The organism is Chryseobacterium sp. KLBC 52, from assembly GCF_003347605.1.
Lineage (GTDB): Bacteria > Bacteroidota > Bacteroidia > Flavobacteriales > Weeksellaceae > Chryseobacterium.
The window spans coordinates 140065-166511 of the sequence record NZ_QDFZ01000006.1; the positions used below are offsets into that span (position 1 = coordinate 140065).

Below are 26447 nucleotides of genomic sequence, written 5' to 3' on the forward strand. Positions count from 1 at the left end.
ATGCTTTTTTATATTGTTAAAGTTCTTTTCTTAACCTCGCGACAGGAATATTGAGCTGTTCACGATATTTTGCAATCGTTCTTCTGGCAATATTATAACCCTGCTCTTTCAGAATGACTACTAATGCATCATCTGTAAGAGGTTTTCTCTTATTTTCTTTACTGATCACTTCCTGAAGATGGGTTTTGATCTCTTTAGTAGAAACTTCTTCTCCATCGTCATTTGTTAAACTGTCTGAGAACAGATCTTTAAGATATACGATTCCATTAGGTGTATCTGCATATTTACTTTTTACCACCCTTGAAATGGTAGAGATATCAAAACCTGTAATATCTGCAACATCCTTCAGAATCATTGGTTTCAGAGACTTTTCGTCACCGGTGATGAAATAATCCTTCTGAAATTTTACGATGGCTGTAATCGTCTGTAATAAGGTATTCTGACGTTGATTAATGGCATCAATATACCATTTTGCAGCGTCCAGTTTTTGTTTGATAAATAAAGCAGCCTGCTTGTGTTCTGATGAATTTTTATCATGAGAATACGTTGTCAGAATATCTTTATATTCTTCAGAAACTCTTAGCGTAGGCGCATTCTTGCTGTTCAGCATAGGAATTACCTGGCCGTCTTTCACCTGAATAACAAAGTCCGGAATAATCTCCTGATTAATGGTAATTGTCTGCGTATCAAAGTTTCCTCCCACTTTAGGAGATAATTTTGATATTTCATCCAGGGCATCTTTCAGATCATCTTCTTCAATATCATACTTCTGAATGATCTTGTTGTAATGCTTATTGGTTAAAGCTTCAAACTGATGTCTTAAAATATTGGCAGCCAGAGAAACTGCTTTATCTGAGCTTACTTTCTTTTCAATCTGTAGTAACAGACATTCCTGCAGACCTCTTGCTCCTACTCCTGGAGGGTCCAGTTTCTGAACATAATTTTCAAGGATATCTTCCACTCTTTCTTTAGTGGTGTAGATTCCTTGTGAGAAAGCAAGATCATCAACAATAGATTTGATTTCTCTTCTCAGATATCCGTCTGTATCTAAGTTCCCGATAAGATATTCTGCAATCTTCAGATCTTCATCACTGATATTCACCAGATGGATCTGTTCTGTAAGATAATCATATAAGGACTGGCCTTCCGTTAAAAGACTCTCGTTATCAAATTCTTCATCATCCGGAGAGTAGTTGCTGGATGCGGTTTTATAGCTTGGTTCATCGTCATAGATATATTCATTGACGTCGAAATCTGTTTCAATGCTTTCTGTACCCTCATCCTGATAAGCGTCTTCAAGGGAAGAATAGTCATCTTCCTTAGAATCTTCTTTCGCAATTTCCAAAGCTGGGTTTTCTTCTAACTCTCTTTCCAACTCCTCTTCAAATTCAAGAGTATGAAGCTGAATAAGCTTCATCAACTGGATCTGCTGAGGGGCCAGCTTCTGTCCTAATTTGAGTTGTAAGTGTTGTTTAAGCATATTCCTATTTACGTTTTAACATAACATATTCTACGAATTTAATAAATTTATTTGATAAAAAACACATTTAGCATGATTTTTGCATTACTTATCCTAATATAATAAACTATTAAATAATAAAAAAAGCCTTAACTTGTGATTAAGGCTTTTTTTATTGTTCTAGAATTCAGCACTTTTCGGTGTTCTAGGGAAGGGAATTACATCTCTGATATTCGTCATTCCTGTTACGAAAAGAACTAATCTTTCCAATCCTAAACCAAAGCCTGCATGCGGTACAGAACCGAATTTTCTGGTATCAAGGTACCACCAAAGTTCGTGCTCATCTACATGCATATCTGCCATTTTTTGTTTTAAAACATCTAATCTTGCTTCTCTCTCTGATCCACCGATGATCTCACCGATACCAGGGAAAAGAACATCCATAGCTGCTACGGTTTTGTTGTCATCGTTCAGTTTCATATAGAAAGCTTTGATTTCTTTCGGATAGTCAAATAATACTACCGGGCTTTCAAAATGTTTTTCAACAAGGTATCTCTCGTGCTCAGACTGAAGGTCAGTTCCCCATTTTTCAACCGGGTAAGCAAATTTTCCTTTTTTATTTTCTTTAGAGTTCAATAAGATTTCGATGGCTTCAGTATAGCTTACACGCTTGAAACGTTTTGCTACCACATTCTGAAGCTTTTCGATAAGACCTTCTTTTGCTCTTTCTTTCTCAGGTTTTGTCTTTTGTTCTTCTGCAAAACGGTTGTCTAAGAACTCCAGGTCATCTTTGCAGTTATCCAATACGTACTGGATCACATATTTTAAGAAATCTTCCGCAAGGTCGATGTTATCTTCAAGGTTGTTGAATGCCACTTCAGGCTCAATCATCCAGAACTCGGCAAGGTGTCTTGTCGTGTTTGAATTTTCAGCACGGAAAGTAGGTCCGAATGTATAAATTCTTCCCAATCCCATCGCGGCAGTTTCTCCTTCCAACTGTCCTGAAACGGTAAGGTTGGTTTTCTTACCGAAGAAATCCTGTGCAAAATCAATTTCACCTTCTTCAGTTTTTGGCATATTATTCAGATCAAAGTTGGTTACTCCAAACATTTCACCTGCACCTTCCGCATCTGCTCCTGTAATGACCGGTGTGTTGATATAGAAAAACTGATTCTGGTTGAAGAATGAATGAACGGCAAAACTTACTGCGTGACGCACTCTGAACACTGCACCAAAAAGGTTTGTTCTGAATCTTAAGTGAGCCTGCTCACGGAGTTTCTCAAGACTGTGTTTCTTAGGCTGAAGAATTGTACTCTGAAGTTCTTCTGTAAAGTTATCTCCTAAAATGATGATCTTTTTGGCAATAATTTCCACAGATTGTCCTGCTCCCTGGCTTTCTACCACTTCTCCTACTACTTTCAGGGAAGAAGCTGTACTGATATTCTTAAGAATAGCTTCATCAAAATTTTCGAAATCAACAACTATCTGCAAATTATTAATCGTAGAACCATCATTAAGCGCAATAAAGCGATTAGCACGGAAGGATCTTACCCATCCGTAAACTGTAATGTCATGATGTAATACTTTCTTGTAATCCTTTAGGATTTCTTTGATCGTTTGCTTTTTCATTTGTTGATGATAAATTTTTTATATAAAAATTAATGTCTGCAAAGTTACAAAAAAACAGCGCAACTTAATGATTGCGCTGTGTTTAAAAATCATTTAACAGGTATTTAAACTTTCAGTTCAGGAAATTTACCTTTTTTCTTCTGCCAACTCTTCTGCATTTTCAGGTTACATTTCCACTCAATATTATCCTGAACTTCAATAATATCCGGGATACCCCCGGAAATAAACTCACTTACACTATCACTTTTAAAAAGAATAAAATATTATTTTACTCTGAGTTTTCATGGAATTAGTTATTGAAATGGTTATTAGTTTTTATGTGATACGTTCGTGGTAAATTACCAGGTTATACATCCATTTTTAGACTATACTATACTTTTAAACTGTGTGGCGGATTAACCGGATTTACTGTTAATGATTTTTAAATGATCACTACACTTTACATCTCTAAATTCTGAACAATTACTACATGATTTACGTTTTAGTTTTCTTGGTTATTAGTTTTTATGATACAATTCCTGACTTGATTTTTTAAATGATCAACATTTTGGAACTGATATCTTGTATTGTGCACATACAAAATAAAATGGTTGTGTTTTTACCTGAAGCAAAGATGCAGGAAGCGGAAGAATGACACAAGAGAATGGTTTATAGATTCATAAATTTATATACCTAAAATCATGAATCTATAAATAATAACAATATGATAACCAATAAATTAAACCTAATCCAAAGACATGTTTTCAATTTCTTTCAGGTAGATAGAAAGTGGTGTTCCGGTTCGTTTTTTGAAGGCTAAAGTGAAGGCCTGTTCATTATTATATCCTAATTCTTCAGCGATAAATGGAATTTTATAAGATCTGAATTTTTTGTCATTGGCCAATCTGCTGATAGCATAATCAATGCGGAGATCATTAAGATACGTTGCAAAGTTTTTCCCTTTGTAGGTATTGATAATTTCTGACAGATATTTTGAGTTTGTTTTTATTTTTTTGGCAAGACTTCCCAATGTAATTCCTTTATTCAAAAACTGATCTTTGGTTTCAAATATTTCAAGTTCATGTAAAATATTCCGGGCAATATCTTCAGAAATCGTTCTGGATGTTTTGTCTTCGGAATTTTCTGTATTTTCCATTTGAAGAGGTTCTGATAAAATGTCATTTCGAACTTGCCGATCTCTGTTTTTTTCTATCGCTTTTTCATTTACAGACTGAATAAGATCCTGGGCGATCTTTTTATAGTTCTTTTCAGATTTTTTATATTTAAAATAAACGTTGATAAATAATAAATGTGAAATCAACAAAAGACTTAATACTATATAAAAAAGGCTCTTTCTTTTGGTAAGCTCATTGGTAATGCTTTCTTTTTCCTGCTGAAGTTCCGGAGTATCATACCTTCTGGGAAGTTCTCTGGAAATATATCTGAACTGCATGTCCAGCACCTGATCTACTTTTAAAAAACGCTCTACATAATACAGCTGTTTTTCCTTATCCCCGTTTTCTTTATAATAATCAATAAGATAGGTATATACATCTCTCAGCTCCGGATAGATATAGTCTGTTTTCAGAACCAGAGAATCTATCTTCTTGAAAAAGTCCACAGCTTTGTCTTTTTCCTGAAGTCCGGCATAGGATTTTCCTAAATACAAAAGTGTATAATTCTGGTTTCTCTTACTTCCATTATGATTTGTAAAGAAATATTTTTCGCATTCCGATAAGCCATCGATCGCTTTTTGATAATTTCCGGAATGCAGATGATAATACCCAAGCAGTCCAAGATTCTGATGATAGCGGTAAACATCATTATTCTTTTTAGAATCCATCAGCCCGTCTTTTATCAAGACATAAGCAGAATCCATTTTATTGATCTCTATATAAGCATCTGCCAGATTCAGTTTAAGAGAATTTTTCTCATCCTCATTCATATCATCTGTATCATAAGCATAGTGTCTCAGTACTTTTGCTGTCTCTGCATGTTTTCCTATATAATTGTTCAGGTAGGCAATACTGATATGAGCCATAGCAATCTGCCTCTTATTTCCTTTTTCTTTTGCATATTTCAGTCCAAGGATATAATTATTGAATGCAGATTGAAGATTGTCATTCTTGGAGTATAAATTTCCTCTCAGCAGATAAATTCTCGCCGGATAGGTATTTTCTTTGGAATTTTTTGTGATGTACTGTAAGCTGTCTAAGCATTTTAATGCGTTGGGTAAGTCTTCTGCAAAATGAAGCATTACATATCCTTCAGCAATCTGAGTGGTGTTTTTTTCAGCTTTTGCCTTTTTAAGATAATAATCTGCAATACTTTTACTGTTTCCTTCTCCCGCAGGACTGTTGTAGAATTCTTTTTCCAATTCCTCATAAGTCCGTTCTTTCAGAGATTTTTTTGTAGTATTAAGGGTTTGTGCATGATAAAACACAACCCCTATAATCAAAAACAGTAGTAAAGATTTTATTTTCATCATTCATCCTAGCTATATTACAAAAATATTATTTTTCTTCAGTAGATACACCACTCCTTTTGCTTTTTTCCATGTATTCATCCATATTTTCATTAAAACACGCTATAATAATTCAACAAAATGTGAATACATACTGAAAATTATACTTTTGCAAATATCATTTCCATTCTACTCTACCTTCCAGATAGTACACTCTTCCATTGCTTTCATACAGAAGATCATATCCCTGAGAGGTCAGATAAAAATGACATACCTTCATTTCTCCATTCCTTTCTTTAAACTGAAGAACTGCAGGACACATTTTAGCGTGATCCATTTTTTTCACAATCAGATCAAAATTCTTCTGAATATTTTTTTTATTGTACAGAGACAACATACGATCATTAATAAAACGGACATATTTTAAAGATGACAGAGGATAAGTAATTAACTTAAAAGGCTTTCCTGCAAACTTCGCAGCATTCTCATTGAAAAAATTCGTAATCGAAATACTATCTTGTGTAATAGCTTTCACCACATTTGATTCATATCTCTGGCCATCTGCAAATTCCATACTGTAGATGGCTTCCATTTTAATGGCAAAACCTTTCCCGGATTTTCTTAAATCTTTAAGGTCTGTAAATTCATTTCCTTTCTTGATGACAATTAAAACATTTTCTTCTCCGAAATCACAGTCATAATATTTTTTATAATCAAAAGGTTCTTCTGTTTGGGTATTCACTGTATCATTCGTAGTATTCTGTGAAAAAATACGTACTGAAAACAGGAATAAAAATACTATAAGCTTATAATTTTTCATGGTTGAATTATTTATTGGTTTAAAATCATTAAAAAACAAGGTTAATTCCTATTCCGAAACGAAATCCCTTAACGGGGAATGGTTTATAGGTATTATATTCGAAGTTGTACCCGAATTCTGCACAAAAGAAATGGTAGAAATTGATTCCTGCTTTGGGTGAAACCGCATAAGGTGAAACTCCTGCGCCCGCATATAAAGAGGATACTTCTGCACCATCCCGGAACGAAACCACTTTTCTGAAATAATCAAACTCAGGAATTACCAGCAGCCTTCTTTCGTCCCACCAGTTAAAGTGACCTCTTAAGCCGTAGTAATTTTTATCCCCATCAGTCAGTTTTGTTCCTATTGACCAAAATGCTTTGTTATCCATTGAAGTTCCTTCAATTCTGGTACTGGCAAGAATAACCAGCCATTTTTTCTCTTTGATTTCTTCAAACTGAGCTTTCAGAAAGCCACAAAGAAATACTGTGGTGACTACAGTAAACTTTTTCATAACGCCTTATTTACTTTTTGTTTCTTAAAATTCCAGTTGATTAAAGGCAGTTTCCTTCTTCCGTTCTCATTCCATCCACCAATCTGGATTCCTCTGAAATCTTTACATTGATTGTACAAACCGATCTGTATTCCTCTGCATTTCTGCCCGATATTGGCCAATGGCGCTACAGAAACCCCTTTCATCTCGTGATGCAGATTAAAAAATGGAGAAACAGACATTCCGTTAGTCACGGCATAGGTGTTGACATTACTTGAAATATTGATCTCCAAACCATTGGTAACTGTGGGTTCCATATTGATGATTGACAACTGCAGCCCATTAATGGTATTCATCTTTTCACGGGGAACAATAACATAATCATGGTTTGCTGGTGGCTGTAAAGTGAAAAGCATCAATGGTGGAAGAAAAATGCCCACAACATTGAATCCCATGCCTAAGCCATTTACTTTTTTGGGCTTAAAATGATCTTCTTCATCATAATATTTAAATAAAACTCCATTGACATTTTTGACATTCTTTGAGGGTGAAGCGGCAATCAGTCTTGGTTTCAAAGAATCTGCTTTTAGATTGTCTGATACATAAGCCAGGCTATTGACTAAAAGAACTGCTGTTAATAAAATTCGTGTTTTCATAACTCGTTATTTTAAAATTACAGTTCAAAATTATCAGCAGAAGACTCAGTTCCGAATGTGAAAAAAAATTAAAAAAAACATCCTGTTTGCGAAAATCACAAAATGCGGGTTGGAAGCCGCAAGAAGGAGCCTGCAGGTTACTTTCAGTAATCAATAGTGATTATAATTTCAATTACTTCTAAATTGGTATTGATTCTTTCGACCTCCGATACTTCCCTTCTGCCAGCTTCAAGCTTCCAGCCTTCTAAAATCAAAAACTCTTTCCACAAAAAATACTACATTTGTGAAAATCACAAAACTATGCACCAGGAAGCTTTATTGAAGGAAATCCGAAGAAAAATCGGGGAAAAATCTTTAAATGATGAGATTGCTAATATTCTTAATATCAGTTATGATGCGGCTCACAGAAGGACTTCCATGAAAGCCAAGTTCAGTTTTGAGGAAGCTCTGGAGCTCGCCAAATACTATCAGATCTCACTGGATCAGTTTCTGGGAACAGAAAATCAATTAGTAGTCAAGAGAACACAACCTGTAAAAACCACGGAGGATCTTTTAAACTATTTCGAGAACTCCTTGAAGATTTTGAATGTTTTTCAGAATATCAACAATTCCAAAGTATTTTATTCTGCAAAGGATATCCCGTTTTTTTATACCATTTCAGATTCAGTTCTGTCCCGTTTTAAGTTTTATGTCTGGATGAATCTGTTGAACCAGGATAAGTTTTTAAGTCCGTTTCATGAATTCACGATGGAATATCATTCTGTAAAAAATGAAATGCTGAAAGACCTTTACGACAAACAAAACGTAACAGAAATATGGAATGACACCACCATTATGAGTGCGTTGAGACAAATTTCGTTCTATTATGAAATGGGTTTATTAAAGAAAAATGATGCAGATCTTATTCTGGAAGACCTGAGAAAGTTACTGGAACGACTGGAAATTAAAACACTGGAAAAAAGTAATTTCCAAATCTATGTGAATGATTTAGTCATTTTAAACAATGCTATTCTATTCAAAAATGAAGAACAATGTTCCTTTTTTGTACCTTTCAGCATGTTCGGATATATGATGACCAATGATAAAATAACGTGTGAAGATTCTTTGAGCTATTTTGAGCATCAAATCAAAAATTCCAGATCACTGAATGAATCCGGGAACAGAGAAAGGAAAATGTTTTTTAATAAAATGTATGAACAGATTGACCGATTAAAACAGAATTTATCATGAATACTCTTCGTAACGATTTACCAGATGTTCAAAGAAACCAAAGGTGATAATATTTCATTTGAACTGGCTTTTAATCAACTATTGCTGCATCTTTTCAGCCAGCTAACCCATCAAAAAGAAAGCATAGAAAGAAAACCTTTATGGGTAGGTCAGATCAATGAAATTCTGCATGAAAGTTTTACAGAAACCCTTAATCTTACAGAACTTTCCAAAACCCTGAACATCCATCCTATTCATCTCAGCAGAGATTTTCACAAATATTTCCACTGTAATCTGGGTGAATATCTCAGAAAATTAAAACTCAATAAATCTCTTGAACTTCTCCCTTCATCCCATTCTTTAACGGATATTGCCATGGAATGTGGTTTTTCAGATCAGAGCCATTTTATCAGATGTTTTAAAGAAAATATAGGAATTACACCGCTGAAATACAGGAATCTTCTGAAAAATCATTGAAACTTGTTTGAAATTAAAGAGGGATTTATTCATCAATTGTTTGAGATTCTTCATTACATTGCATTTCATTCAGAATGACACAGGTTAAATAGTACCATTCACGATTTGGATACATCATTCCCCGATTTGGATACATTTCCCTTTTCGTAAGTTTCCATCTTTGTACCATCATTTAAACAAAAAAATATTTAAAAATGGAAACAAAAAAAGTATGGTTCGTGACAGGAGCTTCAAAAGGCTTAGGATTCGAATTGGTAAAAAAATTACTATCCGAAGGATTTCAGGTTGCTGCGACAAGCCGTACCGTTGAATCCCTGATCTCCACCATCGGAGAAACTTCAGAAAACTTTCTTCCGCTCAGCGTCAACATCACAGATAATAACGATATCAAATCTGCCATTGAAAAAACAGTTCATCATTTCGGACGAATTGATGTGGTGGTCAACAATGCAGGTTATGGACAAATCGGAACGCTGGAAGAACTTACCGATGAAGAGGCAAGAGAAAATTATGCAGTGAATGTTTTCGGAACCTTAAATGTCATCAGAAACGCGATGCCTTATCTTCGTGAGCAAAGATCTGGAAATATATTTAATATTTCTTCTGTGGGCGGCTATTCTGCTAATTTTCCAGGCTGGGGAATCTATTGTTCTACAAAATTTGCTGTGGCCGGATTTACGGAAGCACTGGCTGAAGAAGTAAAAGACTTCGGAGTACATGCTACGGTTGTTTATCCCGGATATTTCCGCACCGATTTCTTAACCAAAGATTCTGTGAAAACACCTGCCAATCCTATTCAGGCTTATGAAGCAGCAAGAAATTCGGAACAGGCGCACCTTAACGAAATCAATGGAAACCAGCCTAATGATCCGGAAAAAGCAGCTGATGTTCTGATCCAGATCAGTAAAGAGAAAAATCCTCCGGTACATTTATTATTAGGGGTAGGAACGATTGAATTTCTGAATAACAAAATTGATATTTTAAAGAAAGATGCTGAGAAATGGGAAAGCCTTACTGTTTCTACAGCAATTTAATCTGCTAATAGCCTTCGGTTCCGCTCAGGATGACATTCCTAATACTTACTATTTAATTTATATATATGAATAAAGTATAAAATTTTAGGAAAGCCGGCCTGGCCGGAGTCGAAGACTTTTTGAATCAATATGTTATACTTTTTACAAAAACAACTAACTTCGTTCTATGAAACAGCCCGTTCGTTTTAATTCTATTTCAGATTTTCATGCTTTCTGTGGTCTTCCCAATCCTGAGCATCCGCTGATCAGTTTGGTAGATTACAGCAAAGTCCGTTATATTGTAGATCACGAGGAGCTGAAGTGGATCCAGAATTTTTATTCCATTGGTTTAAAAAAGAATGTTACACCAAAGTTCAATTATGGACAGCAGCAATATGATTTTAATTCAGGAGTACTGTGTTTTGTTTCGCCGCAGCAATATTTAAGTCTTGAAATCAACCCGGATGTAGAAGTAGAACCTACCGGATTTTTATTACTGATTCATCCCGATTTTCTGTGGAATACTTCATTAACCAAAAAAATAAAATCGTATGATTTCTTCAGCTATCAGGTGAAAGAAGCTCTTTTCCTTTCTGATAAAGAAGAAAAAATCCTTGTTGACATTTTTAAAAACATTGAACGGGAATACCAGAACAATACCGATAGATTCACACAGGAACTGATTATTGCCCAGATTGAATTATTACTGGTGTACTCCGACCGTTTTTATGAAAGGCAGTTTTTCACCAGAAAAAAATCAAGTCACGAGTTATTGTACAAATTCGAAGACATCCTTTCCCAATATTTCGAAAGCGGAAATCTCCTTGAAAACGGAATTCCCACAGTGAAATGTATTGCCGAGCAGATGAATATTTCACCTAATTATCTTGGAACGCTTTTACGTCTTCACACCCGGCAAAATACACAGCAGCATATTCAGAATAAATTAATTGATGCAGCAAAAGAACGTTTAAGCACCACCAGTTTGTCTGTCAGTGAAATTGCTTATGAGCTGGGATTTGAGCATCCACAGTCTTTCAGCAAACTTTTTAAACAAAAAACCAGTCAGTCTCCGGGTGAATTCAGAAAAATGTTTAATTAGGAAATAAATCCCCTCAATTCTTTGAAAAGAGAATGGGTTAATAAAGTAGTTTAAGGATAATAATAAAGTAAGTGACGAAGTTGCTTATTGCAAAACTATTCGTCTTTTTTCGAAGGAACCAGAAATACATCAATAAGACCTTCAGGAAGTTCCATTTTGATGGTTCTTTCTTCCCTGTCAACTGCAAGAATCCAGTCTTTGATCATAGGAATCACCACTTCTTTTCCATCCAGATTGGTAATGAAATACACCTGTGCTGTCTGATCGTTTACGGATCTGATCACGCCACAGTTGTTGTCATTCTGGTCAAAAATTTCAAATCCGATGATTTCGTGGTAATAGAATTGTTTTCCTGAAAGTTTAGGCAGTGAAGCAAGCGGAAGGTAAACACTTTTACCCAGCACCTGATCTACCATCGCTTCAGAAGAGTTTTTGAATGCAAGATTCAGAGCATCCAGTTTGCTCCATGATGATTTTTCAATAAAAAATGGAACCAATAATCCGTTGATTTCAACGAATATTGATTCCAATTTATTGTAAAGCTCGGGTTGATCGGTATCCAATTTAAGGATCACGTTACCCGCAAGTCCGTGTCTGCGTGTGATTTTTCCTAAAAAATAGCAATCTTCTTTACGCATAACAGGGTTTGTTCTTAAGCTTCAGTGTTTTCTTCAGTTTCAGCAGCAGGAGCTTCTCCTTCTGTAGCTTCAGCAACAACTTCTTCAGCAGGTGCGTTAGCAGCCTCTTCAGCAGCTTTAGCATCAGCTTCAGCTTGTGCAGCAGCAGCAACTCTAGCTTCGTTTACTTTTACTTCAGCTTCGAAAGCAGCTTTCTTAGCATCAGCTTTAGCGGTAGCTAAACCGTCTACTTTACCTTGTACTTTAGCATCTTTAGCTTCTACCCAAGCATTGAATCTTTTTTCAGCTTCAGCTTCGTCAAAAGCACCTTTAGCTACACCACCTTGTAAGTGTTTTTTGTAAAGAGCACCTTTGTAAGATAAAATAGCTCTAGCAGTATCAGTTGGCTGAGCACCGTTGTTTAACCACTGTACAGCAGAATCAACGTTCAATTCGATAGTTGCCGGGTTAGTAATTGGGTTGTAAGTACCTAGTTTCTCGATGAATCTACCATCTCTTCTAGCTCTAGAATCTGCAACCACGATGTGGAAAAAAGGTTTTCCTTTTTTACCGTGTCTTTGTAATCTGATTTTTACTGACATAATGTTTGAATTTTACGGGAACTCGTCCCAGTTAAATATTTAAGAGTGCAAAGATAGTAAAAAAGTTTGAAGTAAAGAGCTTCGAGTAAAAAGTTTTATAAAATTCATTTTATTTTTTTTAACCAAGCAGGGCAAAAGAAAATATTGTTGAAATAATTACGGAAATTAAAACAGCCATAAAAACTATAAAATTACCCCGCGTTTTTCCTGTAATCCCGTAAATCACCAGATAGTTGATGATATAAACTGGTACCAGCAGAAAAAATGAGAACTCTCCTGTAGATGTCATCACAGCCTTTAAAAAAAGAAGCCCGGTAACAGAAGCTGCTACAAGTCCTAAAAGGCTTTTAAAAATTATTTTTTCATCTATTTTATCATTTTCTTTTACTTTTGAAAACTGATCAAATTTATCCAGAATAAAAACTTTCAAATCACTGCTTCCGATCATTTCCGAAGAGATCGTTTCAAGAATAGTATCTATCTTTTCTCCCTTTTGTACCATTTTATGTACTTCAAATGAGATTCTTCCTTTTTCTTTGACTAAAACTTTCCTGTATTCTGCTGCTTTTACAAATTCATCATAATTGAATTGCTGACTGATGGCTTCCCGCAATTCATCATTGACTTTACCAGTATGATCAGTCATATGAAGATAGGCAGCATGCAGATCTTCTTCATTATAATTTCTATAAATATTCTTCATCTATACCGTTCCCATATAAAATAACCCCAGACATTTCTGGTTTTCTTCAATGGTCAGAGACTCTTTCAGCTCGTCTACAATTTTAGGAGAACTCCAGTAACATCCGATATTATTTGCGGTACAGGTAAGATACATATTCTGAACCGCCATTGAAGTAGCGGCTATCTCTTCCCATTCAGGAACCATTCCACTGAAATTGACTATAATGGAAACCACAACATTGGCTTTATTGATTTTAAAACCGATATCTGCGTATTTTTTTTCCAGGAAAAGCTGTTCTGGAGTAACGGTCTTATAGATCGCCTGCATTTCTGATGCCAGCTTTGCTTTTCCTTCTCCTTTGAATATTTTGAAACGCCAAGGCTTAGTACGTTTATGGTTGGGAGCAAACGTGGCAGAGTTTACAATCTCCTCCAAAACTTCCTGAGATATTTCTGCGTCTGTATAATCCTTTGGGAAAATACTTCTTCTTTGCTCTATAATTTCTTTTAAAATGGATGCATTATTCATGCAACAAAATTACGAAAAAGATAGAAGCAGGAATCAGAATGAAGGAAGTTTAATGTTTGGCGGGTGATCAAGATCCCGGAAGCTTATCAAAAATACTTTTTACTTTTTACTTTTTACTTTTTACTTTTTACTTTTTACTTTTACAAAACCTCTATCACCTTCTGATGGATTTTGTTTAAGGTAAATTCATCGCCGGATTTCATGCCCATCATCTTTTTGGCCATGGGACTTTCCGGAGAGATAGCGTAGAACCTGTCTCCCTCGAAAAAGAACTCTCCAAGTGACACAGAAATATAAAACCTTGCCTTATTGGTAATGACCAGTGAACCAAGCTGTACTCTTTCTGTAGCCGTATTCAGGACTTTTGCCATATTTCTTTTAAGATCATTCAAAGCTCCCAGCTGCCGCTGCATCTGATAAATTTCCTCCTGCATTTCTTCTCTCATGCTATCATATTTCGGAGTTTTTTTGATGTCACGGCTGGCTTCAAGGGTAAATTCGATAAAGTTTTTCAATTTTTCAATTTTCTCTGTGATGGTAGTCTTCACAAAGTCTCTGATATCACTTTTTTCAAATACAATCTTCTCCATACAATCTATTCTTTATATAAAGATAATATTTTAGAATAATATTTCTTTGACTTTATGCAAAAACGTTAACAAAATGAAGAGAAATATGATTTATTCGAATAATAGGTTTTCATAAAAAAAGCCCTGTAAGATGTACAAGGCTCTCCTATTATTTTTCAGCAAGCTTTTTCAGATCGCCCAGCCCCTGGCTGAACATTTTATCCATATTGCTATTCATCATCGGCTTCATAATCTTCATCATCGGAGTAAGCTCATTATCAATCATCCATGTCACTTTCGTTCCGCCTCCTTCAGGAGTCATAATAAAATTCGCTTTCATATCTCCTTCAAAAGGTTCTATAAAATGAAGTCTTGTGCTCATTTTTTGATTCGGAACCAGCTCAGTAATGGCTTGTTCACCTTCTCCTACATTTTTATCTCCCTTCCAGTGATAGGAATCTCCTACTTTATCTCCGTTCCCTGAATACGTAATGACAATGTTTTTATCAGCTTTGGAAAAAGGATCCCATTGGTTATAGCCTTTTAAATTCCCTGTATAGGCCCATACTTTTTCCTGTGGTGCATTGATAACGATTGATTTTTCATAGTGATAGTCTTTACTGAAAGCCAGTATGGCAATGACAGCATAGATAAGGATCAGTACAATGATGATACCGATAATTTTTAAGAGTGTTTTCATAGTCTATATATTTAAGGTTGTTGATTTTAATAATGATTTCAGATCTGTTCTCAAAATTAAATGTTCCCACATCACTTCTCCTTTCCCTATGACAAGATTAATTAAAGATAAGGTATTTTTGTCATAACTTGACAGTAAGGCATTATTTTTGAGCGTTTCAGCTGTGATTCCCGATGAATCATTACATTTACCTTATATAAAAAGATCAAAAATGAATATTTTAACAGAAAAATTTAACACACCATATCATTCGGCTCCGTTCAACAGCATTAAAAATGAAGATTATCTTCCTGCATTTAAAGAATTGATTCAAAAATCTGAAGCAGAAATTGATGCCATTGTCAACAATCCTGAAGCGCCTACTTTCGAAAATGTAATTGAAGCATTGGCGTATTCTGGAGAGCAGCTGGATGTGGTTTCCAATATTTTTTTCAACTTAAATTCTGCAGAAACCAGTGATGAAATCCAGCAGATTGCACAGGAAGTTTCTCCGATCCTGACAGAATATTCTTCAAAAATTTCTCAAAACGAAGCCCTTTTCAACAAAATCAAAAAAGTATATGATGAAAAGGAAAAATATAATCTCAACGAAGAGCAGGAAATGCTTTTGAATGAAACCTACAAGGGTTTTGTAAGAAGCGGTGCTTTACTGAATGAGGAAGACAAAGAAAAATTAAAGAAAATCAGCATGGATCTTTCTTTAAAATCTTTACAGTTCGGACAGAATGTATTGGCTTCCACCAATGCTTATTTTAAACATATCACCAATAAAGAAGATCTTGCAGGAATTCCGGAAGCAATCATTGATCAATATGCTGAAGAAGCCAAAGAAAGAAATCTTGAAGGCTGGGTAGTCACTTTACAGTATCCAAGCTATATTCCTTTCATGACCTATGCTGAAAACCGTGAACTGAGAAAAGAACTGGCTTTAGCCAATGGTAAAAAATCTTTTGATGGTGGAGAATTTGACAATCAGAATCTGATTAAGGAGCTATTGAATTTAAAGCAGCAGAAAGCTGAGCTTCTTGGATATAAAAACTATGCAGATTTTGTATTGGAAGAAAGAATGGCTAAGTCTCCGGTAAAAGTTTTAGATTTTTTAAATGAACTTCTGACTAAAGCAAAACCATACGCAGATCAGGAAATTGAAGAATTAAAAGCGTTAGCAAAAGCTGATGGAATTGAGGAAATGCAAGGCTACGACCACGGATTCTATGCTGAAAAACTTCGTAAGGCAAAATTCGATCTTAATGATGAAGAATTGAAACCTTATTTCCCATTAAGCCAGGTACAGGATGCTGTATTCGGGCTGGCTGGAAAACTTTTCGGGCTGACTTTTGAGGAAAGAAATGATATTCCGAAGTACCACGACGATGTAAAAGTATATGAAGTAAAAGAAGCCTTCGACTCCGCTCAGGCTGACAGATACAAGGCACTATTATACGTTGATTATTTCCCAAGAAAAGGGAAAAGAGCCGGTGCATGGATGACCAGCTACAAAAATCAGTACAAACAAAACGGTGAAAATTCACGTCCGCATATTTCAATTGTCTGCAACTTCAGCAAACCGACAAAAGATACACCTAGCTTACTGACTTTCCAGGAGGTAACTACTCTATTCCACGAATTTGGCCATGCGCTTCACGGCATAATGGCAGATACTCAATATCCTAATCTTTCCGGAACTTCTGTGAAATGGGATTTTGTAGAACTTCCGTCACAGTTTCTGGAAAACTTCTGCTATGAACCGGAATTCTTAAAAACGTTTGCAAAACATTATAAAACCGGAGAAGTACTTCCCGACGAGAAAATTGAAAAAATAGAACAGTCTAAAAACTTCATGGAAGGATATCAGACTTTAAGACAACTTGGTTTCGGACTTCTGGATATGAACTATCATACAAAAGTGGCAGAACTGGAGAACGAGAGTGTAAAAGAGTTTGAAGACAAATATACCAAAGCAACCACACTTTATCCTTCCAACGCTGAAACGGCAATGAGTCCAAGTTTCTCCCACATTTTCCAGGGAGGATATTCTGCAGGATATTATTCTTACAAATGGGCGGAAGTTCTGGATGCCGATGCATTCCAGTATTTCAAAGAAAACGGAATCTTTAATCCTGAGATTGCAGCTAAGTATAAAGTACTGCTTTCTTCCGGGGGAACGAAAGATCCGATGGAGCTTTACAAAAATTTCAGAGGCAGTGAACCGAAAGTGGAAAGCTTATTGAAAAGAGCATTTGGATAGAATACAGACTGAGATGACAACAGAAAAAATTAACCTGCTGGAAGCTGTTTTTAATCAATCTTTAAAAACAGCTCTTGACAATATTACTTCTGAAAAGATTGATGAAATTCTTGACAACAGAGATTCTGCAGAGTTTTCAGATGAATGGATGAAAGCGTATCAGATAATTGAAGAAATGCCTTTTGATGAGGAAACAGAAGACAGAATAAGTGATATACGAAAGGAAATTTTTGTTTCCACATTCAGAAGTACCGGTTCTTCAGATCTTCCGGCTTATATTTCGGATGATTTTGGTTTGATCTGCTCTTACTACATTCATCAGATTGAAAACAGCTGGGTCACCCATTTGCTTTTCACTTATCTTCATCATCAGATTCCACAAGGTGAACTGATGAAAACAGAGAAAACAATGAAAGAACTGATTCAGTAAATCAGGAAAAATACAATAAAAAGAACAGTAATCGCTGTTCTTTTTTGTTTTAAATTAGTTGCTCAATAATCTCAAAAATCAATTTCTGATCTATGACCACCCAAGAACAAATCCAGGACTACATCAACAGCCAGGCGGAACTGAAACGTAATGATATGCAGGAACTCCATAACATTATTCTTGAACTCATGCCGGATTGCCAGCTGTGGTTTCTGGATGGTAAAAACAGTGAAAACAAAACCGTTTCCAATCCCAATATCGGATATGGATTGTATATCATGCATTATGCAGGTGGAAAAACAAGAGATTTTTATCAGATTGGAATGAGTGCCAATACAACAGGCATTTCCCTTTATATTATGAATAGTAATGATAAAAGCTATTTATCTGAAACCTATGGAGATAAAATAGGGAAAGCCAGCGTCACGGGATATTGTATTAAATTCAAAGCATTGAAAGATATCAATATTGAAATCCTGAAAGCTGCCATACTGGATGGACTTAAAGAGTAAAAAGCTAAATTTGCACCTTATAAGTAAACATCCATTCTGTAATTCCAAATAATGAGTACGATAACAACAAGATTAGAAAACGTAAAAAAACTTCAGGCTAAAAGATGGGAAAATGAAGACCATTGGGATACTTTAAATGATCTGTTAGTTAAAGAATTAGATGAAATTTTATTGATTGAGCCTGAAAATACTTCAGCTTTAATCAATATTGGTGCTATTTACTCGGATATGGGAGAAAATGAAATGGCGCTGGAGTATTTAAAAACGGCATTAAATTTGGGTTCAAAAGACAAAAATCTCTTTGTAAACCTCGCTATTGTGCTTGTTTATATGGAGAAACATCAGGAAGAGTATTTGGAATATCTAGAAGAAGCGGAGGACAAAACGGAAGATCCTCTCACTTTTAAAGCGTATTTCGATCCTCAGTCCCGTTAAATTAATTCAAATAAAAAACTTAAAATCATGTTATTAGCCATCTTACTTCCCTTCTTATCTTTTATGGTCCGTGGAAAAGTTTTCACCGGAATTATCTGCCTTATTTTACAGATCACTCTGATTGGATGGCTTCCTGCTGCTATTTGGGCCGTACTTTCTTTAAATAATGAAAGAGCTGACAAAAGAAATGACCGCTTGATTAAAGCCATGCGGGAAAACAAAAGATAAACTTACCCAAACCCACCACCAACAACTGATTTAAATCAATTAACAAATACTATCTATTGTTTTTAAGTTTCTGATTTATAAATTTCATCAAAAAAAATTGCGAAACCGAAAAGTTGCACATATATTTGCAACCATATGGTTTCATTTAAAAATTTTCATCTATGAGAAGAGATATTTTTCAGGCTATTGCAGATCCTACACGAAGAGCTATTATTGCACTGATCGCAGTACAGGCGATGACACCCAATGCCATAGCAGAGCATTTTGATACGACCAGACAGGCCGTTTCAAAACATCTGAAAATTCTAACTGAGTGCGAACTGGTGACCCAAAATCATCAGGGAAGAGAAATTTACTACTTTTTAGAAATTGATAAAATGAAAGAAATAGATCATTGGCTGGAACAGTTCAGAAAAATCTGGGAAAACCGTTTTGAACAGCTTGATACGTTACTGGCAACCCTGAAAAGCCAGCAGAAATAAAGTTTAATACAACAACCAACTATAAAAATATTAATATGAAACATCTTCTTCAGTTCGATTTCCTTGCAGATAAGGAAAAGAACACTTTAACCATCAGACGTGAGTTTATGGCCCATCGACAATTGGTCTGGGATTGCTACACGAAAAGTGAATTTCTTGATCGTTGGTTTGCTCCCAAACCATTCACTACCAAAACACAATCTATGGAATTCCGTGAAGGCGGACACTGGCATTATGCAATGGTAGAACCTGGCGGTAAAGAATACTGGAGCTGGGTGGGTTATCACAAGATCAAACCTATTGATTCTTATACTTCCAGCGATGCATTCTGCAATGAAAAGGGAGAAATCAACACAGATCTTCCCCAGGCAGAATGGATAGTATCTTTCACGGATAAAAATGAAAATACCCTTGTAGAAACTATTGTGACCTATCAATCCCTAGCAGATCTGGAAACCATTATCGAAATGGGAATGGAACAGGGAATGATGGCAACACTTGAAAAACTTGACGAATTACTATTAACATTAAAACCATAAAAAATGAGCCACAAAATCACAGTTTCTGCCACCATCAATGCAGAGGCAAAAAAAGTATGGAATTATTACACCCATCCTGAACACATTACTCAATGGAACTTTGCTGATCCTTCATGGCAATGCCCATCTGCTTCCAATGATATGAAAGTAGGTGGAAAATATGCAGCAAGAATGGAAGCTAAAGACGGAAGTTTCGGTTTCGACTTTGAAGCCGTTTACAATGAAATAAACGATGGGGAAAACTTTACGTATACTATGCCGGACGGAAGACAGGTACGTGTTGACTTTAAAGAAAATAATGGCTACACCAATGTTGATGTTGCTTTCGATCCGGAAAGCGAGAACCCAGAAGACATGCAGAGAGGTGGCTGGCAGGCTATCCTTGATAATTTCAAAAAGTATGCGGAAGCTAATTAAAATATTTCAATCGAGAATTGATATAAGGCTGGATGTTTTGCATTCAGCTTTTATTTTTCAGGGACCAGAAACCTCTGAACTCTGATATTGTTGTAAATTTACATTTCAAGAACTGAAATATCTGAGTTTACTACCAGAAAGAACAGCAATCTTTGACCCTTGTCAAGGTTTAAAACCTTGACAAGGATAGATCATTAAGAACCACAATTTTTGAAGCTATGAAAGAAAATAAATACGATAATCCTTCATTTTTTGACCAGTACGAAAAAATGCTCCGTTCTCAGATCGGATTGGAAGGTGCCGGAGAATGGCATACTTTGAAAAATATGCTGCCGGACTTTCAAGGAAAAAATATTCTGGATCTTGGATGTGGCTTTGGATGGCATTGTCGTTTTGCCATGGAAAACGGAGCAAAATCAGTGATCGGAATTGATCTTTCAGAAAGAATGCTGGCAAAAGCTATGGAAATCAATAATCTCCCTGGAATTCAATATGAAAGAAAAGCGCTGGAAGAAGTGGATTATCCTGCTGAAAAATTTGACATCATACTAAGCTCTCTCACCTTACATTATGTAGAATCATTTGATAGTATTGCTCAAAATATTTATAAATGGCTTACGCCCGGCGGATCTTTTGTATTTTCAGTAGAACATCCTGTTTTCACTGCAGAAGGTGGTCAGGACTGGGTATATGATAAAAATGGTGAAAAAATCTGCTGGCCGGTAGACCGTTATTTTGTGGAAGGAAAAAGGAATACAACTTTTCTGGGAGAGCATGTCATCAAATATCACCGTACTTTAACTTCTTATTTAAATATATTATTAAAAGCAGGGTTTAAAATCAAAGAAGTTGTTGAACCTCAACCAGGCGAAGAGATGTTGAAAGAAATTCCGGAGATGAAAGAGGAACTCCGCAGACCAATGATGTTACTCATTTCAGCTGAAAAATAATTTTCAACCAGAAATTTGAATTTATTTCTCTTACAATCTGATGATCTATCAACATTAAAATCCAGTATCATTTTCTGTTTCTCAGTTCCGGAAGAACATGATCCGGAACTTTAAGAATACAGATCATTACCAAAATCAGACAGAGAATATTAACCAACAAAGCTACAGAGAAAGCATTGTGATAATGTTGTGCATCAGGATTTTCTCCAAGAAAATAATAGAAAACACTTCCTACAGCAACAATTCCGATAATGGCAGCAATCTGCTGAAAGGTATTATAAACACCTGAGGCATTGCCAATCAGCTTTTCAGACATTCCGGACAGGGCTATATTGGCCAGGGAAGGGATGATAGATCCTATTCCCAAGCCATGTAAAAACAACAGCAGACAAAAAACCGGAAAACCTATCTGTGTCCTGAACAAAAACAATTGGAGCATAAGGATAAGAATAATAAAGCCAAGTCCTGCCATCAGGGCTTTTTTTCCATATCTTAAAATCAGTTTTACAGAAACGAACGATGCCAGGATAAAACCTAACCCTTGAAAAACAATAATCTCCCCTGCTTCCATCGGGCTGATCTTTAATCCATTCTGAAAGAAAAGGGACAGAATATAAAAATAAGAATCCAGCATAATAAAAAAGAAAGAAACCGCTATAATTCCGACATTGAAATTTTTATAACGGAACAATTCAAAATCAATCAGATAAGCTTGTTTCTTCTGGATTCTTTTCTTTTGATTTTTAATAAAAGTGAATACAATTCCACCAGAAATAATCATTAATGAAACATTTTTAAAGTCAAGACCTTCGTGTTCAGAGAGGGTTAAAGCATAAGTAGCACAGAACAATCCTGCAGAAAGAATTAAAACTCCACTCCAATCAAAAGATTGTTTCACATCCATTTTGGATTCGTCTAATAGTCTTAAGCTAAGGAAAATGGCTGGTAAGCATATGGGAATATTCATCAGAAAAATGAGTCTCCACGGTTCTTCTATTATCGTCAGAGATGAAAAATAACCTCCGAGAAACTGACCCAAAACAGTTCCTGTTCCAATGGTAATTCCGTACCAACCCATCGCCTTAGTCCGTTCCTGATGATCAGGAAACAGAATTTGTATCATCGAAAGTACCTGAGGAGCCATTATCGCAGCACTTATTCCCTGTACAAATCTTGCGATAACCAACTGATAAGCTCCTGCAGAAAATCCACACGCAACAGAACTTATCATAAAAGCTGATAACCCAATCACGTACATCTTTTTTCTTCCGTACAAATCACCCAATCGTCCTCCTGTAATGAGCAAAGAAGCAAAACCGATAAGATAGGCAGCAATCATAAACTGCATTTCTCCATGTGAGGCATGAAGATCACGCTGTATGGAAGGTATGGACACATTGATGATAAAAATATCCATAATCGTCAACAACTGACCAAACAATATCACTAATAATTTCAAATACTTATACTTCATTTTTATATAGATATATCTATTTTTTAAATACTAAAAAAATTAGGGTAATAAACCCTGTACCATTTTTTTCACCTGATCAAAAGAATCATTTTGTCTGTTGATGGTAGAGGTAACAACTGCTCCTTCTATTAAAAGGAAAATATTTTCTGCTATTAAATCAGGATCGGCTATTTGACCTTTTGCAGCACATTCATTGACAAGAGTCTTGATTAAATCTTTTTGCTTTTCTTTATGCTGTTTGGCAAAACCGGAAACGGAAGGATTGCCCTCTCCTGTTTCGGAAACAATTTTAATGAAATGACATCCTGCAAACTTTGAAGTCTGCTGCAGCTTTTTTCTGTAATCAATAAGCGCCAGAATCTTTTCTTTCGGGTCAGAAATCTTAGTGATACTTTTTTCAAAACCTTCAAACCACTCAATTTCTTCTTTGACAAGATAAGCCTGAAGAAGATCATTTTTAGATGAAAAATGATTGTACAAAGAGCCAATCGCAATGTCAGCCTCAGCAATAATCTGATTGATTCCCGTTGAATTGTAGCCTTGTTTATAAAACAAATCCGAAGCAACCCTGATAATTCTTTCGCGTACTTTTTCCTTTTTCATCGTGAAAATTTTTACAAATGTAGATAAAAAAATAGAGAAGTCTATCTATTTTTAAAATTAAGAGAAATACTTTATTTTAGATTCAGGAAATCATTCTCTCGTTTAAACTCTGAAATCATGAAACTGTTATCCTGTTTTTTGACCTTTTTATTGCTAATAGGCGTATCTTGCAGTCAGTCCCGGAAAACCAATCCTGTGAAAAATATGAAATCTACCAATCCTGTTGTCTACTTTGAAATTCCCGTGAATGACCTTGAACGTGCCGAAAAGTTTTATTCTGCAGTTTTCAACTTTAGTTTTGATAAAGAGATTATAGACAGCTATGAAATGGCTTTATTTCCTTTTGAAGAAAAAAACAGTGGTATTACGGGAGCTTTGGCTAAAGGAGATGTCTACAAGCCTTCTAAAAACGGAGTTATCATTTATTTTAAAACAGAAAATATTGACAGAACATTGGAAAAAGCCGTTCACCATGGAGGTTCTGTTCTCTATCCTAAAAGAATAGATGAAAAATATGGATTTGCTGTAGCAGAATTTGAAGACTCAGAAGGAAACAGAATTGCCCTTCATGAAACCGTAAAATAGTCATACCATTCATTGCATATTATTTTTTTTAACAGAATTACTGCATATTTTGTATATTTAAACAACCATTTGAAATCTAATTGGGTAAAGAACTATGGCGGAAGAACTTTATTTCATCAAGACCAATCCCACTGTTGCCAAAATTAATTTGTACAATAAGCTGAGCCGTGAAGAAGAAAATATTCTGAAATTTCTTCAGCCTGAAGCAAAAAATACCCTTGAAACGATTAAAGAAAAAATCAAGGATTCTGTAGAAGAGCTCACTCAGGAAGAACTTCTGCTTATTTTTCAATGGTTTCATAAAGCCTATTCTTCAGATCATGAGGAAACCAAGACACAGCTTTTCATCAATGGTATTGATCTTTTTTATGAAATTCCGACAAATGTTCATGCCGAGCATTTTCTTCAGATTCTTTCAGATTATGAAAAACTGCTGAAACAGGACATGAATTATATTGTGGATTCTAAAAATTTCAATCAGTTTCTGATCTACGGAATTTTTCTGACAGAAATGATCAACAGAAAACAGCATCCTGATAATATCCTTTGTGAATATCTGAAACCGGATAATCAGTCTTTATACCTTCTGGCAGAAGACCAATGTGGGGTGAAAGATTTTGATCCCAACATCATTCCTGATCTTCAGCACTATTTTAATGATCTCTATGATCTGACCAAGTTTTATAAAGGTTCTATCATCAAGCTTGAACAGGAATAAAAAAATGTACGTTCCATGTAACATCTTGCATTCAATAATTGTCTTTTATACATAACCGAAAGAAAACAGCTGCTCAAAATGCAGTAAAAATAATTATTGAACCAGGATAAAAACTATAACACAGCCGGCAGTCTCCTTTTACGATGTGAAACTGCTGGCTTTTTTATGTATCTGCTTTACTGCAAAAAGATAATACCCCACTCCTCCTGCAACATAAGCCAGCACATCAAAAAAATCTCCGGTAAAATGAGTTGATAGTTTTGGGCAGAGCACTTCAAATAAAAAAGAGAGATACAGCACTGAGGTCAATACAAACTTCAAATCAGGTTTCCATTGATAGCCGAGAATCCCATTCATGATATATTCTATCAGATAACCATACATGGGAATTGTAATACAATCTGTAAAATGGTCATTGATAACGGGAATAATAATTCCGTTTCTTCTCAGCAGAATAATAAGTGCCCATGCTGCAAGTCCCAGCAGGAACCAAAAGGAAATTCTTTTTTTCATCACATATGCAAAACAGCCATTATTACTCCGAGAATGACCTGCAGTATTTTTGATATAACTTCCTGATGATCTGTTTTACTTTCTTTGTCAGTACTCTCCGCCAACTCGTAATTGAATTTCTGTTTACCTTCCATTGTCATAAGATTTGATACTGCAAAGATATTAAATTAGAACAATTGTTCTAATTTTAAAAATATGATTTATATCCCCATTGATATTCTTATCTTTGGGTTATGAAGACCAAGGATAAAATTCTGTCTAAAGCACTGGAATTATTTAATGATAAAGGGTACAACAATATTACCACAAGGCATATTGCGGCCGAACTTCACATCAGTGCGGGAAACCTGCACTATCATTTCAAGCACTCTGAAGACATTATTACAATCCTTTTCTCAGAGCTTACCCTGGAAATGGATGAACTGCTGAACCAGATGAAAAAAAAGGAAAATAAAAGCCTGGACGACCTTTATCAGTTTACCTATTCTACCTGTGAAATTTTTTATTCTTACCGTTTTATATTTATTAATTTTATAGATATTCTGAACCGGAATCCGGACATCAAAGCCAATTATGAAGGGATTAATTTCAGCAGAAAAGAGGAATTTCAAATGATCTTTTCAGATCTTCAGAAGAACAATATATTTGTGAAAGATGTACCTCATTTTATTATAGATGGTCTTGTTGAGCAGATTTTCATCATTGCCGACAACTGGCTTACCCATAACAGGCTTATTTTGAAACTCAGTCCGAAAGAAGCCATTCAGCATTATACCCTTCTGCAGATGAATCTTTTCTACCCACTTCTCAATAAAGAACAGCAAAAACTTTATGAACAGCAATACATCAGATAATCATATCATCCTCAGAAAAGGAATTTACGATGATCTTCCGGAAATGCTGCAGCTGTTTACGGCAACAATAGATGAAGTGTGCAAAAAAGATTATGATCTACAACAGCTCGAAGCCTGGAAATCCGGTGCCGAAAATAGGGAAAGATGGGTGAAAGTCATTAAAGAGCAATATGTTTTGGTTGCTGTCAAAGAGAATAAGATCGCAGGTTTCTGTACGCTCGATCAGGGAAAGTATATTGATCTGCTTTTCGTACACAAGGATTTTCAGCATAGAGGAATTGCAACCTTGCTTTACCAACAGATTGAGAAAAAAGCTTTGCTGAATAATGAGAAAGAACTTACCGCTGATGTCAGTAAAACGGCCAGATCCTTTTTTGAAAAAACAGGTTTTCAGGTGATTCAGGAACAAACAGTCTATGTAAAAGGAGTTGCTTTGATTAATTATAAAATGGCAAAACACCTCATCTCTTAACTTTCA

33 protein-coding genes are annotated in these 26447 nt (G+C 35.5%); 17 read left to right on the top strand and 16 right to left on the bottom strand.

Features of this window, described 5'->3' with window-relative positions; genetic code table 11:
* Positions 1–16: 16 nt before the first annotated feature.
* The 6 genes from rpoN to DDF69_RS08230 all read right to left on the bottom strand — a co-directional run bounded on the left by rpoN (position 17) and on the right by DDF69_RS08230 (position 7479).
* A complete protein-coding gene (rpoN, locus tag DDF69_RS08205; RefSeq protein ID WP_114820359.1) occupies positions 17–1480 on the bottom strand; it encodes an RNA polymerase factor sigma-54 in 1464 nt (487 codons plus the stop codon).
* A 159-nt stretch (positions 1481–1639) separates the two neighbouring features.
* Complete coding sequence (asnS, locus tag DDF69_RS08210; RefSeq protein WP_114820360.1) at positions 1640–3088, bottom strand: asparagine--tRNA ligase; 1449 nt, start codon at positions 3086–3088, stop codon at positions 1640–1642.
* 724 nt (positions 3089–3812) lie between these two features.
* Positions 3813–5555, bottom strand: coding sequence for a helix-turn-helix domain-containing protein (locus DDF69_RS08215; protein ID WP_114820361.1), 1743 nt, complete (start codon positions 5553–5555; stop codon positions 3813–3815).
* Between the two features lie 154 nt (positions 5556–5709).
* Positions 5710–6351 carry a hypothetical protein gene (locus DDF69_RS08220; RefSeq protein ID WP_114820362.1) on the bottom strand — a complete coding sequence of 214 codons (642 nt, stop codon included), beginning with the start codon at positions 6349–6351 and terminating at the stop codon, positions 5710–5712.
* A 28-nt stretch (positions 6352–6379) separates the two neighbouring features.
* On the bottom strand, positions 6380–6844 hold the full coding sequence (locus DDF69_RS08225) for a hypothetical protein (RefSeq protein ID WP_114820363.1): 465 nt from the start codon (positions 6842–6844) through the stop codon (positions 6380–6382).
* Entirely contained in the window at positions 6841–7479 is a 639-nt protein-coding gene (locus DDF69_RS08230) for a hypothetical protein (protein ID WP_114820364.1), read from the bottom strand. The genes DDF69_RS08225 and DDF69_RS08230 overlap by 4 nt, the downstream gene beginning before the upstream one ends.
* A 156-nt stretch (positions 7480–7635) precedes the next feature.
* Here DDF69_RS08230 and DDF69_RS08235 point away from each other — a divergent pair, with 156 nt between their 5' ends.
* The 4 genes from DDF69_RS08235 to DDF69_RS08250 all read left to right on the top strand — a co-directional run bounded on the left by DDF69_RS08235 (position 7636) and on the right by DDF69_RS08250 (position 11280).
* Positions 7636–8709: a helix-turn-helix domain-containing protein gene (locus DDF69_RS08235; protein ID WP_228411945.1), complete on the top strand. Its 1074-nt coding sequence runs from the start codon at positions 7636–7638 to the stop codon at positions 8707–8709.
* 24 nt (positions 8710–8733) lie between these two features.
* On the top strand, positions 8734–9165 hold the full coding sequence (locus DDF69_RS08240; RefSeq protein ID WP_114820366.1) for a helix-turn-helix transcriptional regulator: 432 nt from the start codon (positions 8734–8736) through the stop codon (positions 9163–9165).
* A gap of 194 nt (positions 9166–9359) precedes the next feature.
* Entirely contained in the window at positions 9360–10199 is an 840-nt protein-coding gene (locus DDF69_RS08245) for an SDR family NAD(P)-dependent oxidoreductase (RefSeq protein WP_114820367.1), read from the top strand.
* 166 nt (positions 10200–10365) lie between these two features.
* Positions 10366–11280, top strand: coding sequence for a helix-turn-helix domain-containing protein (locus DDF69_RS08250; protein WP_114820368.1), 915 nt, complete (start codon positions 10366–10368; stop codon positions 11278–11280).
* A 95-nt stretch (positions 11281–11375) separates the two neighbouring features.
* On the opposite strand, the gene rimM is transcribed toward DDF69_RS08250, so the two are convergent.
* The 6 genes from rimM to DDF69_RS08280 all read right to left on the bottom strand — a co-directional run bounded on the left by rimM (position 11376) and on the right by DDF69_RS08280 (position 14981).
* Entirely contained in the window at positions 11376–11918 is a 543-nt protein-coding gene (gene rimM, locus DDF69_RS08255; RefSeq protein WP_062673923.1) for a ribosome maturation factor RimM, read from the bottom strand.
* Positions 11919–11932: 14 nt separating this feature from the next.
* Complete coding sequence (locus tag DDF69_RS08260) at positions 11933–12499, bottom strand: 30S ribosomal protein S16 (RefSeq protein WP_114820369.1); 567 nt, start codon at positions 12497–12499, stop codon at positions 11933–11935.
* Between the two features lie 118 nt (positions 12500–12617).
* Positions 12618–13202, bottom strand: a complete 585-nt coding sequence (locus DDF69_RS08265; RefSeq protein WP_114820370.1) for a hypothetical protein — start codon at positions 13200–13202, stop codon at positions 12618–12620.
* Complete coding sequence (locus DDF69_RS08270) at positions 13203–13712, bottom strand: nitroreductase (RefSeq protein ID WP_114820371.1); 510 nt, start codon at positions 13710–13712, stop codon at positions 13203–13205.
* 140 nt (positions 13713–13852) lie between these two features.
* Positions 13853–14302, bottom strand: a complete 450-nt coding sequence (locus DDF69_RS08275) for a hypothetical protein (RefSeq protein WP_034698989.1) — start codon at positions 14300–14302, stop codon at positions 13853–13855.
* 148 nt (positions 14303–14450) lie between these two features.
* Positions 14451–14981, bottom strand: coding sequence for an SRPBCC family protein (locus tag DDF69_RS08280; RefSeq protein WP_114820372.1), 531 nt, complete (start codon positions 14979–14981; stop codon positions 14451–14453).
* A gap of 211 nt (positions 14982–15192) precedes the next feature.
* Between DDF69_RS08280 and DDF69_RS08285 the strand changes: the two genes are divergently transcribed.
* From DDF69_RS08285 to DDF69_RS08325, 9 genes are all read left to right on the top strand, one after another.
* On the top strand, positions 15193–17229 hold the full coding sequence (locus DDF69_RS08285) for a M3 family metallopeptidase (RefSeq protein WP_114820473.1): 2037 nt from the start codon (positions 15193–15195) through the stop codon (positions 17227–17229).
* A gap of 13 nt (positions 17230–17242) precedes the next feature.
* Positions 17243–17659, top strand: coding sequence for a hypothetical protein (locus DDF69_RS08290; RefSeq protein WP_114820373.1), 417 nt, complete (start codon positions 17243–17245; stop codon positions 17657–17659).
* 92 nt (positions 17660–17751) lie between these two features.
* Positions 17752–18171, top strand: a complete 420-nt coding sequence (locus DDF69_RS08295) for a DUF1801 domain-containing protein (RefSeq protein ID WP_114820374.1) — start codon at positions 17752–17754, stop codon at positions 18169–18171.
* Between the two features lie 51 nt (positions 18172–18222).
* A complete protein-coding gene (locus tag DDF69_RS08300) occupies positions 18223–18606 on the top strand; it encodes a tetratricopeptide repeat protein (RefSeq protein WP_114820375.1) in 384 nt (127 codons plus the stop codon).
* A gap of 27 nt (positions 18607–18633) precedes the next feature.
* Entirely contained in the window at positions 18634–18834 is a 201-nt protein-coding gene (locus DDF69_RS08305; RefSeq protein WP_202967943.1) for a YqaE/Pmp3 family membrane protein, read from the top strand.
* A 161-nt stretch (positions 18835–18995) separates the two neighbouring features.
* Positions 18996–19316: an ArsR/SmtB family transcription factor gene (locus DDF69_RS08310; protein WP_114820376.1), complete on the top strand. Its 321-nt coding sequence runs from the start codon at positions 18996–18998 to the stop codon at positions 19314–19316.
* A gap of 35 nt (positions 19317–19351) precedes the next feature.
* A complete protein-coding gene (locus DDF69_RS08315; RefSeq protein ID WP_114820377.1) occupies positions 19352–19855 on the top strand; it encodes an SRPBCC domain-containing protein in 504 nt (167 codons plus the stop codon).
* Between the two features lie 3 nt (positions 19856–19858).
* Positions 19859–20272 (top strand): SRPBCC family protein, encoded by a 414-nt coding sequence (locus tag DDF69_RS08320; protein WP_114820378.1) that lies wholly within the window; start codon positions 19859–19861, stop codon positions 20270–20272.
* A gap of 218 nt (positions 20273–20490) precedes the next feature.
* A complete protein-coding gene (locus DDF69_RS08325; protein ID WP_114820379.1) occupies positions 20491–21222 on the top strand; it encodes a class I SAM-dependent methyltransferase in 732 nt (243 codons plus the stop codon).
* Between the two features lie 67 nt (positions 21223–21289).
* Here DDF69_RS08325 and DDF69_RS08330 read toward each other — a convergent pair whose 3' ends face one another.
* Positions 21290–22696, bottom strand: coding sequence for an MFS transporter (locus DDF69_RS08330; protein WP_114820380.1), 1407 nt, complete (start codon positions 22694–22696; stop codon positions 21290–21292).
* 39 nt (positions 22697–22735) lie between these two features.
* On the bottom strand, positions 22736–23299 hold the full coding sequence (locus DDF69_RS08335; protein WP_114820381.1) for a TetR/AcrR family transcriptional regulator: 564 nt from the start codon (positions 23297–23299) through the stop codon (positions 22736–22738).
* 117 nt (positions 23300–23416) lie between these two features.
* Here DDF69_RS08335 and DDF69_RS08340 point away from each other — a divergent pair, with 117 nt between their 5' ends.
* On the top strand, positions 23417–23884 hold the full coding sequence (locus tag DDF69_RS08340) for a VOC family protein (RefSeq protein ID WP_228411946.1): 468 nt from the start codon (positions 23417–23419) through the stop codon (positions 23882–23884).
* Between the two features lie 94 nt (positions 23885–23978).
* Positions 23979–24602, top strand: a complete 624-nt coding sequence (locus tag DDF69_RS08345) for a hypothetical protein (RefSeq protein ID WP_114820383.1) — start codon at positions 23979–23981, stop codon at positions 24600–24602.
* Positions 24603–24740: 138 nt separating this feature from the next.
* Here the strand turns inward: DDF69_RS08345 and DDF69_RS08350 are convergent, their stop codons facing one another.
* Positions 24741–25115: a hypothetical protein gene (locus tag DDF69_RS08350; protein WP_114820384.1), complete on the bottom strand. Its 375-nt coding sequence runs from the start codon at positions 25113–25115 to the stop codon at positions 24741–24743.
* Entirely contained in the window at positions 25115–25249 is a 135-nt protein-coding gene (locus tag DDF69_RS22380; protein ID WP_262510846.1) for a hypothetical protein, read from the bottom strand. The genes DDF69_RS08350 and DDF69_RS22380 overlap by 1 nt, the downstream gene beginning before the upstream one ends.
* 99 nt (positions 25250–25348) lie before the next feature.
* On the opposite strand from DDF69_RS22380, the gene DDF69_RS08355 reads away from it, so the two are divergent.
* Both DDF69_RS08355 and DDF69_RS08360 read left to right on the top strand, forming a co-directional pair.
* Entirely contained in the window at positions 25349–25969 is a 621-nt protein-coding gene (locus DDF69_RS08355) for a TetR/AcrR family transcriptional regulator (RefSeq protein ID WP_114820385.1), read from the top strand.
* Complete coding sequence (locus DDF69_RS08360; protein ID WP_114820386.1) at positions 25947–26441, top strand: GNAT family N-acetyltransferase; 495 nt, start codon at positions 25947–25949, stop codon at positions 26439–26441. The genes DDF69_RS08355 and DDF69_RS08360 overlap by 23 nt, the downstream gene beginning before the upstream one ends.
* The last annotated feature ends 6 nt before the right edge of the window (positions 26442–26447 follow it).

Excerpts from the sequence above, each read along its gene's own strand:
- DDF69_RS08340 (WP_228411946.1), top strand. The coding sequence starts at position 23,417 with ATGAAACTGTTATCCTGTTTTTTGACCTTTTTATTGCTAATAGGCGTA.
- DDF69_RS08220 (WP_114820362.1), bottom strand. The coding sequence starts at position 6,351 with ATGAAAAATTATAAGCTTATAGTATTTTTATTCCTGTTTTCAGTACGT.
- DDF69_RS08295 (WP_114820374.1), top strand. The coding sequence starts at position 17,752 with ATGACCACCCAAGAACAAATCCAGGACTACATCAACAGCCAGGCGGAA.
- rpoN (WP_114820359.1), bottom strand. The coding sequence starts at position 1,480 with ATGCTTAAACAACACTTACAACTCAAATTAGGACAGAAGCTGGCCCCT.
- DDF69_RS08280 (WP_114820372.1), bottom strand. The coding sequence starts at position 14,981 with ATGAAAACACTCTTAAAAATTATCGGTATCATCATTGTACTGATCCTT.
- DDF69_RS08265 (WP_114820370.1), bottom strand. The coding sequence starts at position 13,202 with ATGAAGAATATTTATAGAAATTATAATGAAGAAGATCTGCATGCTGCC.
- DDF69_RS08355 (WP_114820385.1), top strand. The coding sequence starts at position 25,349 with ATGAAGACCAAGGATAAAATTCTGTCTAAAGCACTGGAATTATTTAAT.
- asnS (WP_114820360.1), bottom strand. The coding sequence starts at position 3,088 with ATGAAAAAGCAAACGATCAAAGAAATCCTAAAGGATTACAAGAAAGTA.
- DDF69_RS08225 (WP_114820363.1), bottom strand. The coding sequence starts at position 6,844 with ATGAAAAAGTTTACTGTAGTCACCACAGTATTTCTTTGTGGCTTTCTG.
- DDF69_RS08290 (WP_114820373.1), top strand. The coding sequence starts at position 17,243 with ATGACAACAGAAAAAATTAACCTGCTGGAAGCTGTTTTTAATCAATCT.
- DDF69_RS08360 (WP_114820386.1), top strand. The coding sequence starts at position 25,947 with ATGAACAGCAATACATCAGATAATCATATCATCCTCAGAAAAGGAATT.
- DDF69_RS08325 (WP_114820379.1), top strand. The coding sequence starts at position 20,491 with ATGAAAGAAAATAAATACGATAATCCTTCATTTTTTGACCAGTACGAA.
- DDF69_RS08305 (WP_202967943.1), top strand. The coding sequence starts at position 18,634 with ATGTTATTAGCCATCTTACTTCCCTTCTTATCTTTTATGGTCCGTGGA.
- DDF69_RS08335 (WP_114820381.1), bottom strand. The coding sequence starts at position 23,299 with ATGAAAAAGGAAAAAGTACGCGAAAGAATTATCAGGGTTGCTTCGGAT.
- rimM (WP_062673923.1), bottom strand. The coding sequence starts at position 11,918 with ATGCGTAAAGAAGATTGCTATTTTTTAGGAAAAATCACACGCAGACAC.
- DDF69_RS08350 (WP_114820384.1), bottom strand. The coding sequence starts at position 25,115 with ATGAAAAAAAGAATTTCCTTTTGGTTCCTGCTGGGACTTGCAGCATGG.
- DDF69_RS22380 (WP_262510846.1), bottom strand. The coding sequence starts at position 25,249 with ATGGAAGGTAAACAGAAATTCAATTACGAGTTGGCGGAGAGTACTGAC.
- DDF69_RS08345 (WP_114820383.1), top strand. The coding sequence starts at position 23,979 with ATGGCGGAAGAACTTTATTTCATCAAGACCAATCCCACTGTTGCCAAA.
- DDF69_RS08240 (WP_114820366.1), top strand. The coding sequence starts at position 8,734 with ATGTTCAAAGAAACCAAAGGTGATAATATTTCATTTGAACTGGCTTTT.
- DDF69_RS08245 (WP_114820367.1), top strand. The coding sequence starts at position 9,360 with ATGGAAACAAAAAAAGTATGGTTCGTGACAGGAGCTTCAAAAGGCTTA.
- DDF69_RS08270 (WP_114820371.1), bottom strand. The coding sequence starts at position 13,712 with ATGAATAATGCATCCATTTTAAAAGAAATTATAGAGCAAAGAAGAAGT.
- DDF69_RS08250 (WP_114820368.1), top strand. The coding sequence starts at position 10,366 with ATGAAACAGCCCGTTCGTTTTAATTCTATTTCAGATTTTCATGCTTTC.
- DDF69_RS08230 (WP_114820364.1), bottom strand. The coding sequence starts at position 7,479 with ATGAAAACACGAATTTTATTAACAGCAGTTCTTTTAGTCAATAGCCTG.
- DDF69_RS08300 (WP_114820375.1), top strand. The coding sequence starts at position 18,223 with ATGAGTACGATAACAACAAGATTAGAAAACGTAAAAAAACTTCAGGCT.
- DDF69_RS08285 (WP_114820473.1), top strand. The coding sequence starts at position 15,193 with ATGAATATTTTAACAGAAAAATTTAACACACCATATCATTCGGCTCCG.
- DDF69_RS08315 (WP_114820377.1), top strand. The coding sequence starts at position 19,352 with ATGAAACATCTTCTTCAGTTCGATTTCCTTGCAGATAAGGAAAAGAAC.
- DDF69_RS08275 (WP_034698989.1), bottom strand. The coding sequence starts at position 14,302 with ATGGAGAAGATTGTATTTGAAAAAAGTGATATCAGAGACTTTGTGAAG.
- DDF69_RS08320 (WP_114820378.1), top strand. The coding sequence starts at position 19,859 with ATGAGCCACAAAATCACAGTTTCTGCCACCATCAATGCAGAGGCAAAA.
- DDF69_RS08215 (WP_114820361.1), bottom strand. The coding sequence starts at position 5,555 with ATGATGAAAATAAAATCTTTACTACTGTTTTTGATTATAGGGGTTGTG.
- DDF69_RS08260 (WP_114820369.1), bottom strand. The coding sequence starts at position 12,499 with ATGTCAGTAAAAATCAGATTACAAAGACACGGTAAAAAAGGAAAACCT.
- DDF69_RS08310 (WP_114820376.1), top strand. The coding sequence starts at position 18,996 with ATGAGAAGAGATATTTTTCAGGCTATTGCAGATCCTACACGAAGAGCT.
- DDF69_RS08330 (WP_114820380.1), bottom strand. The coding sequence starts at position 22,696 with ATGAAGTATAAGTATTTGAAATTATTAGTGATATTGTTTGGTCAGTTG.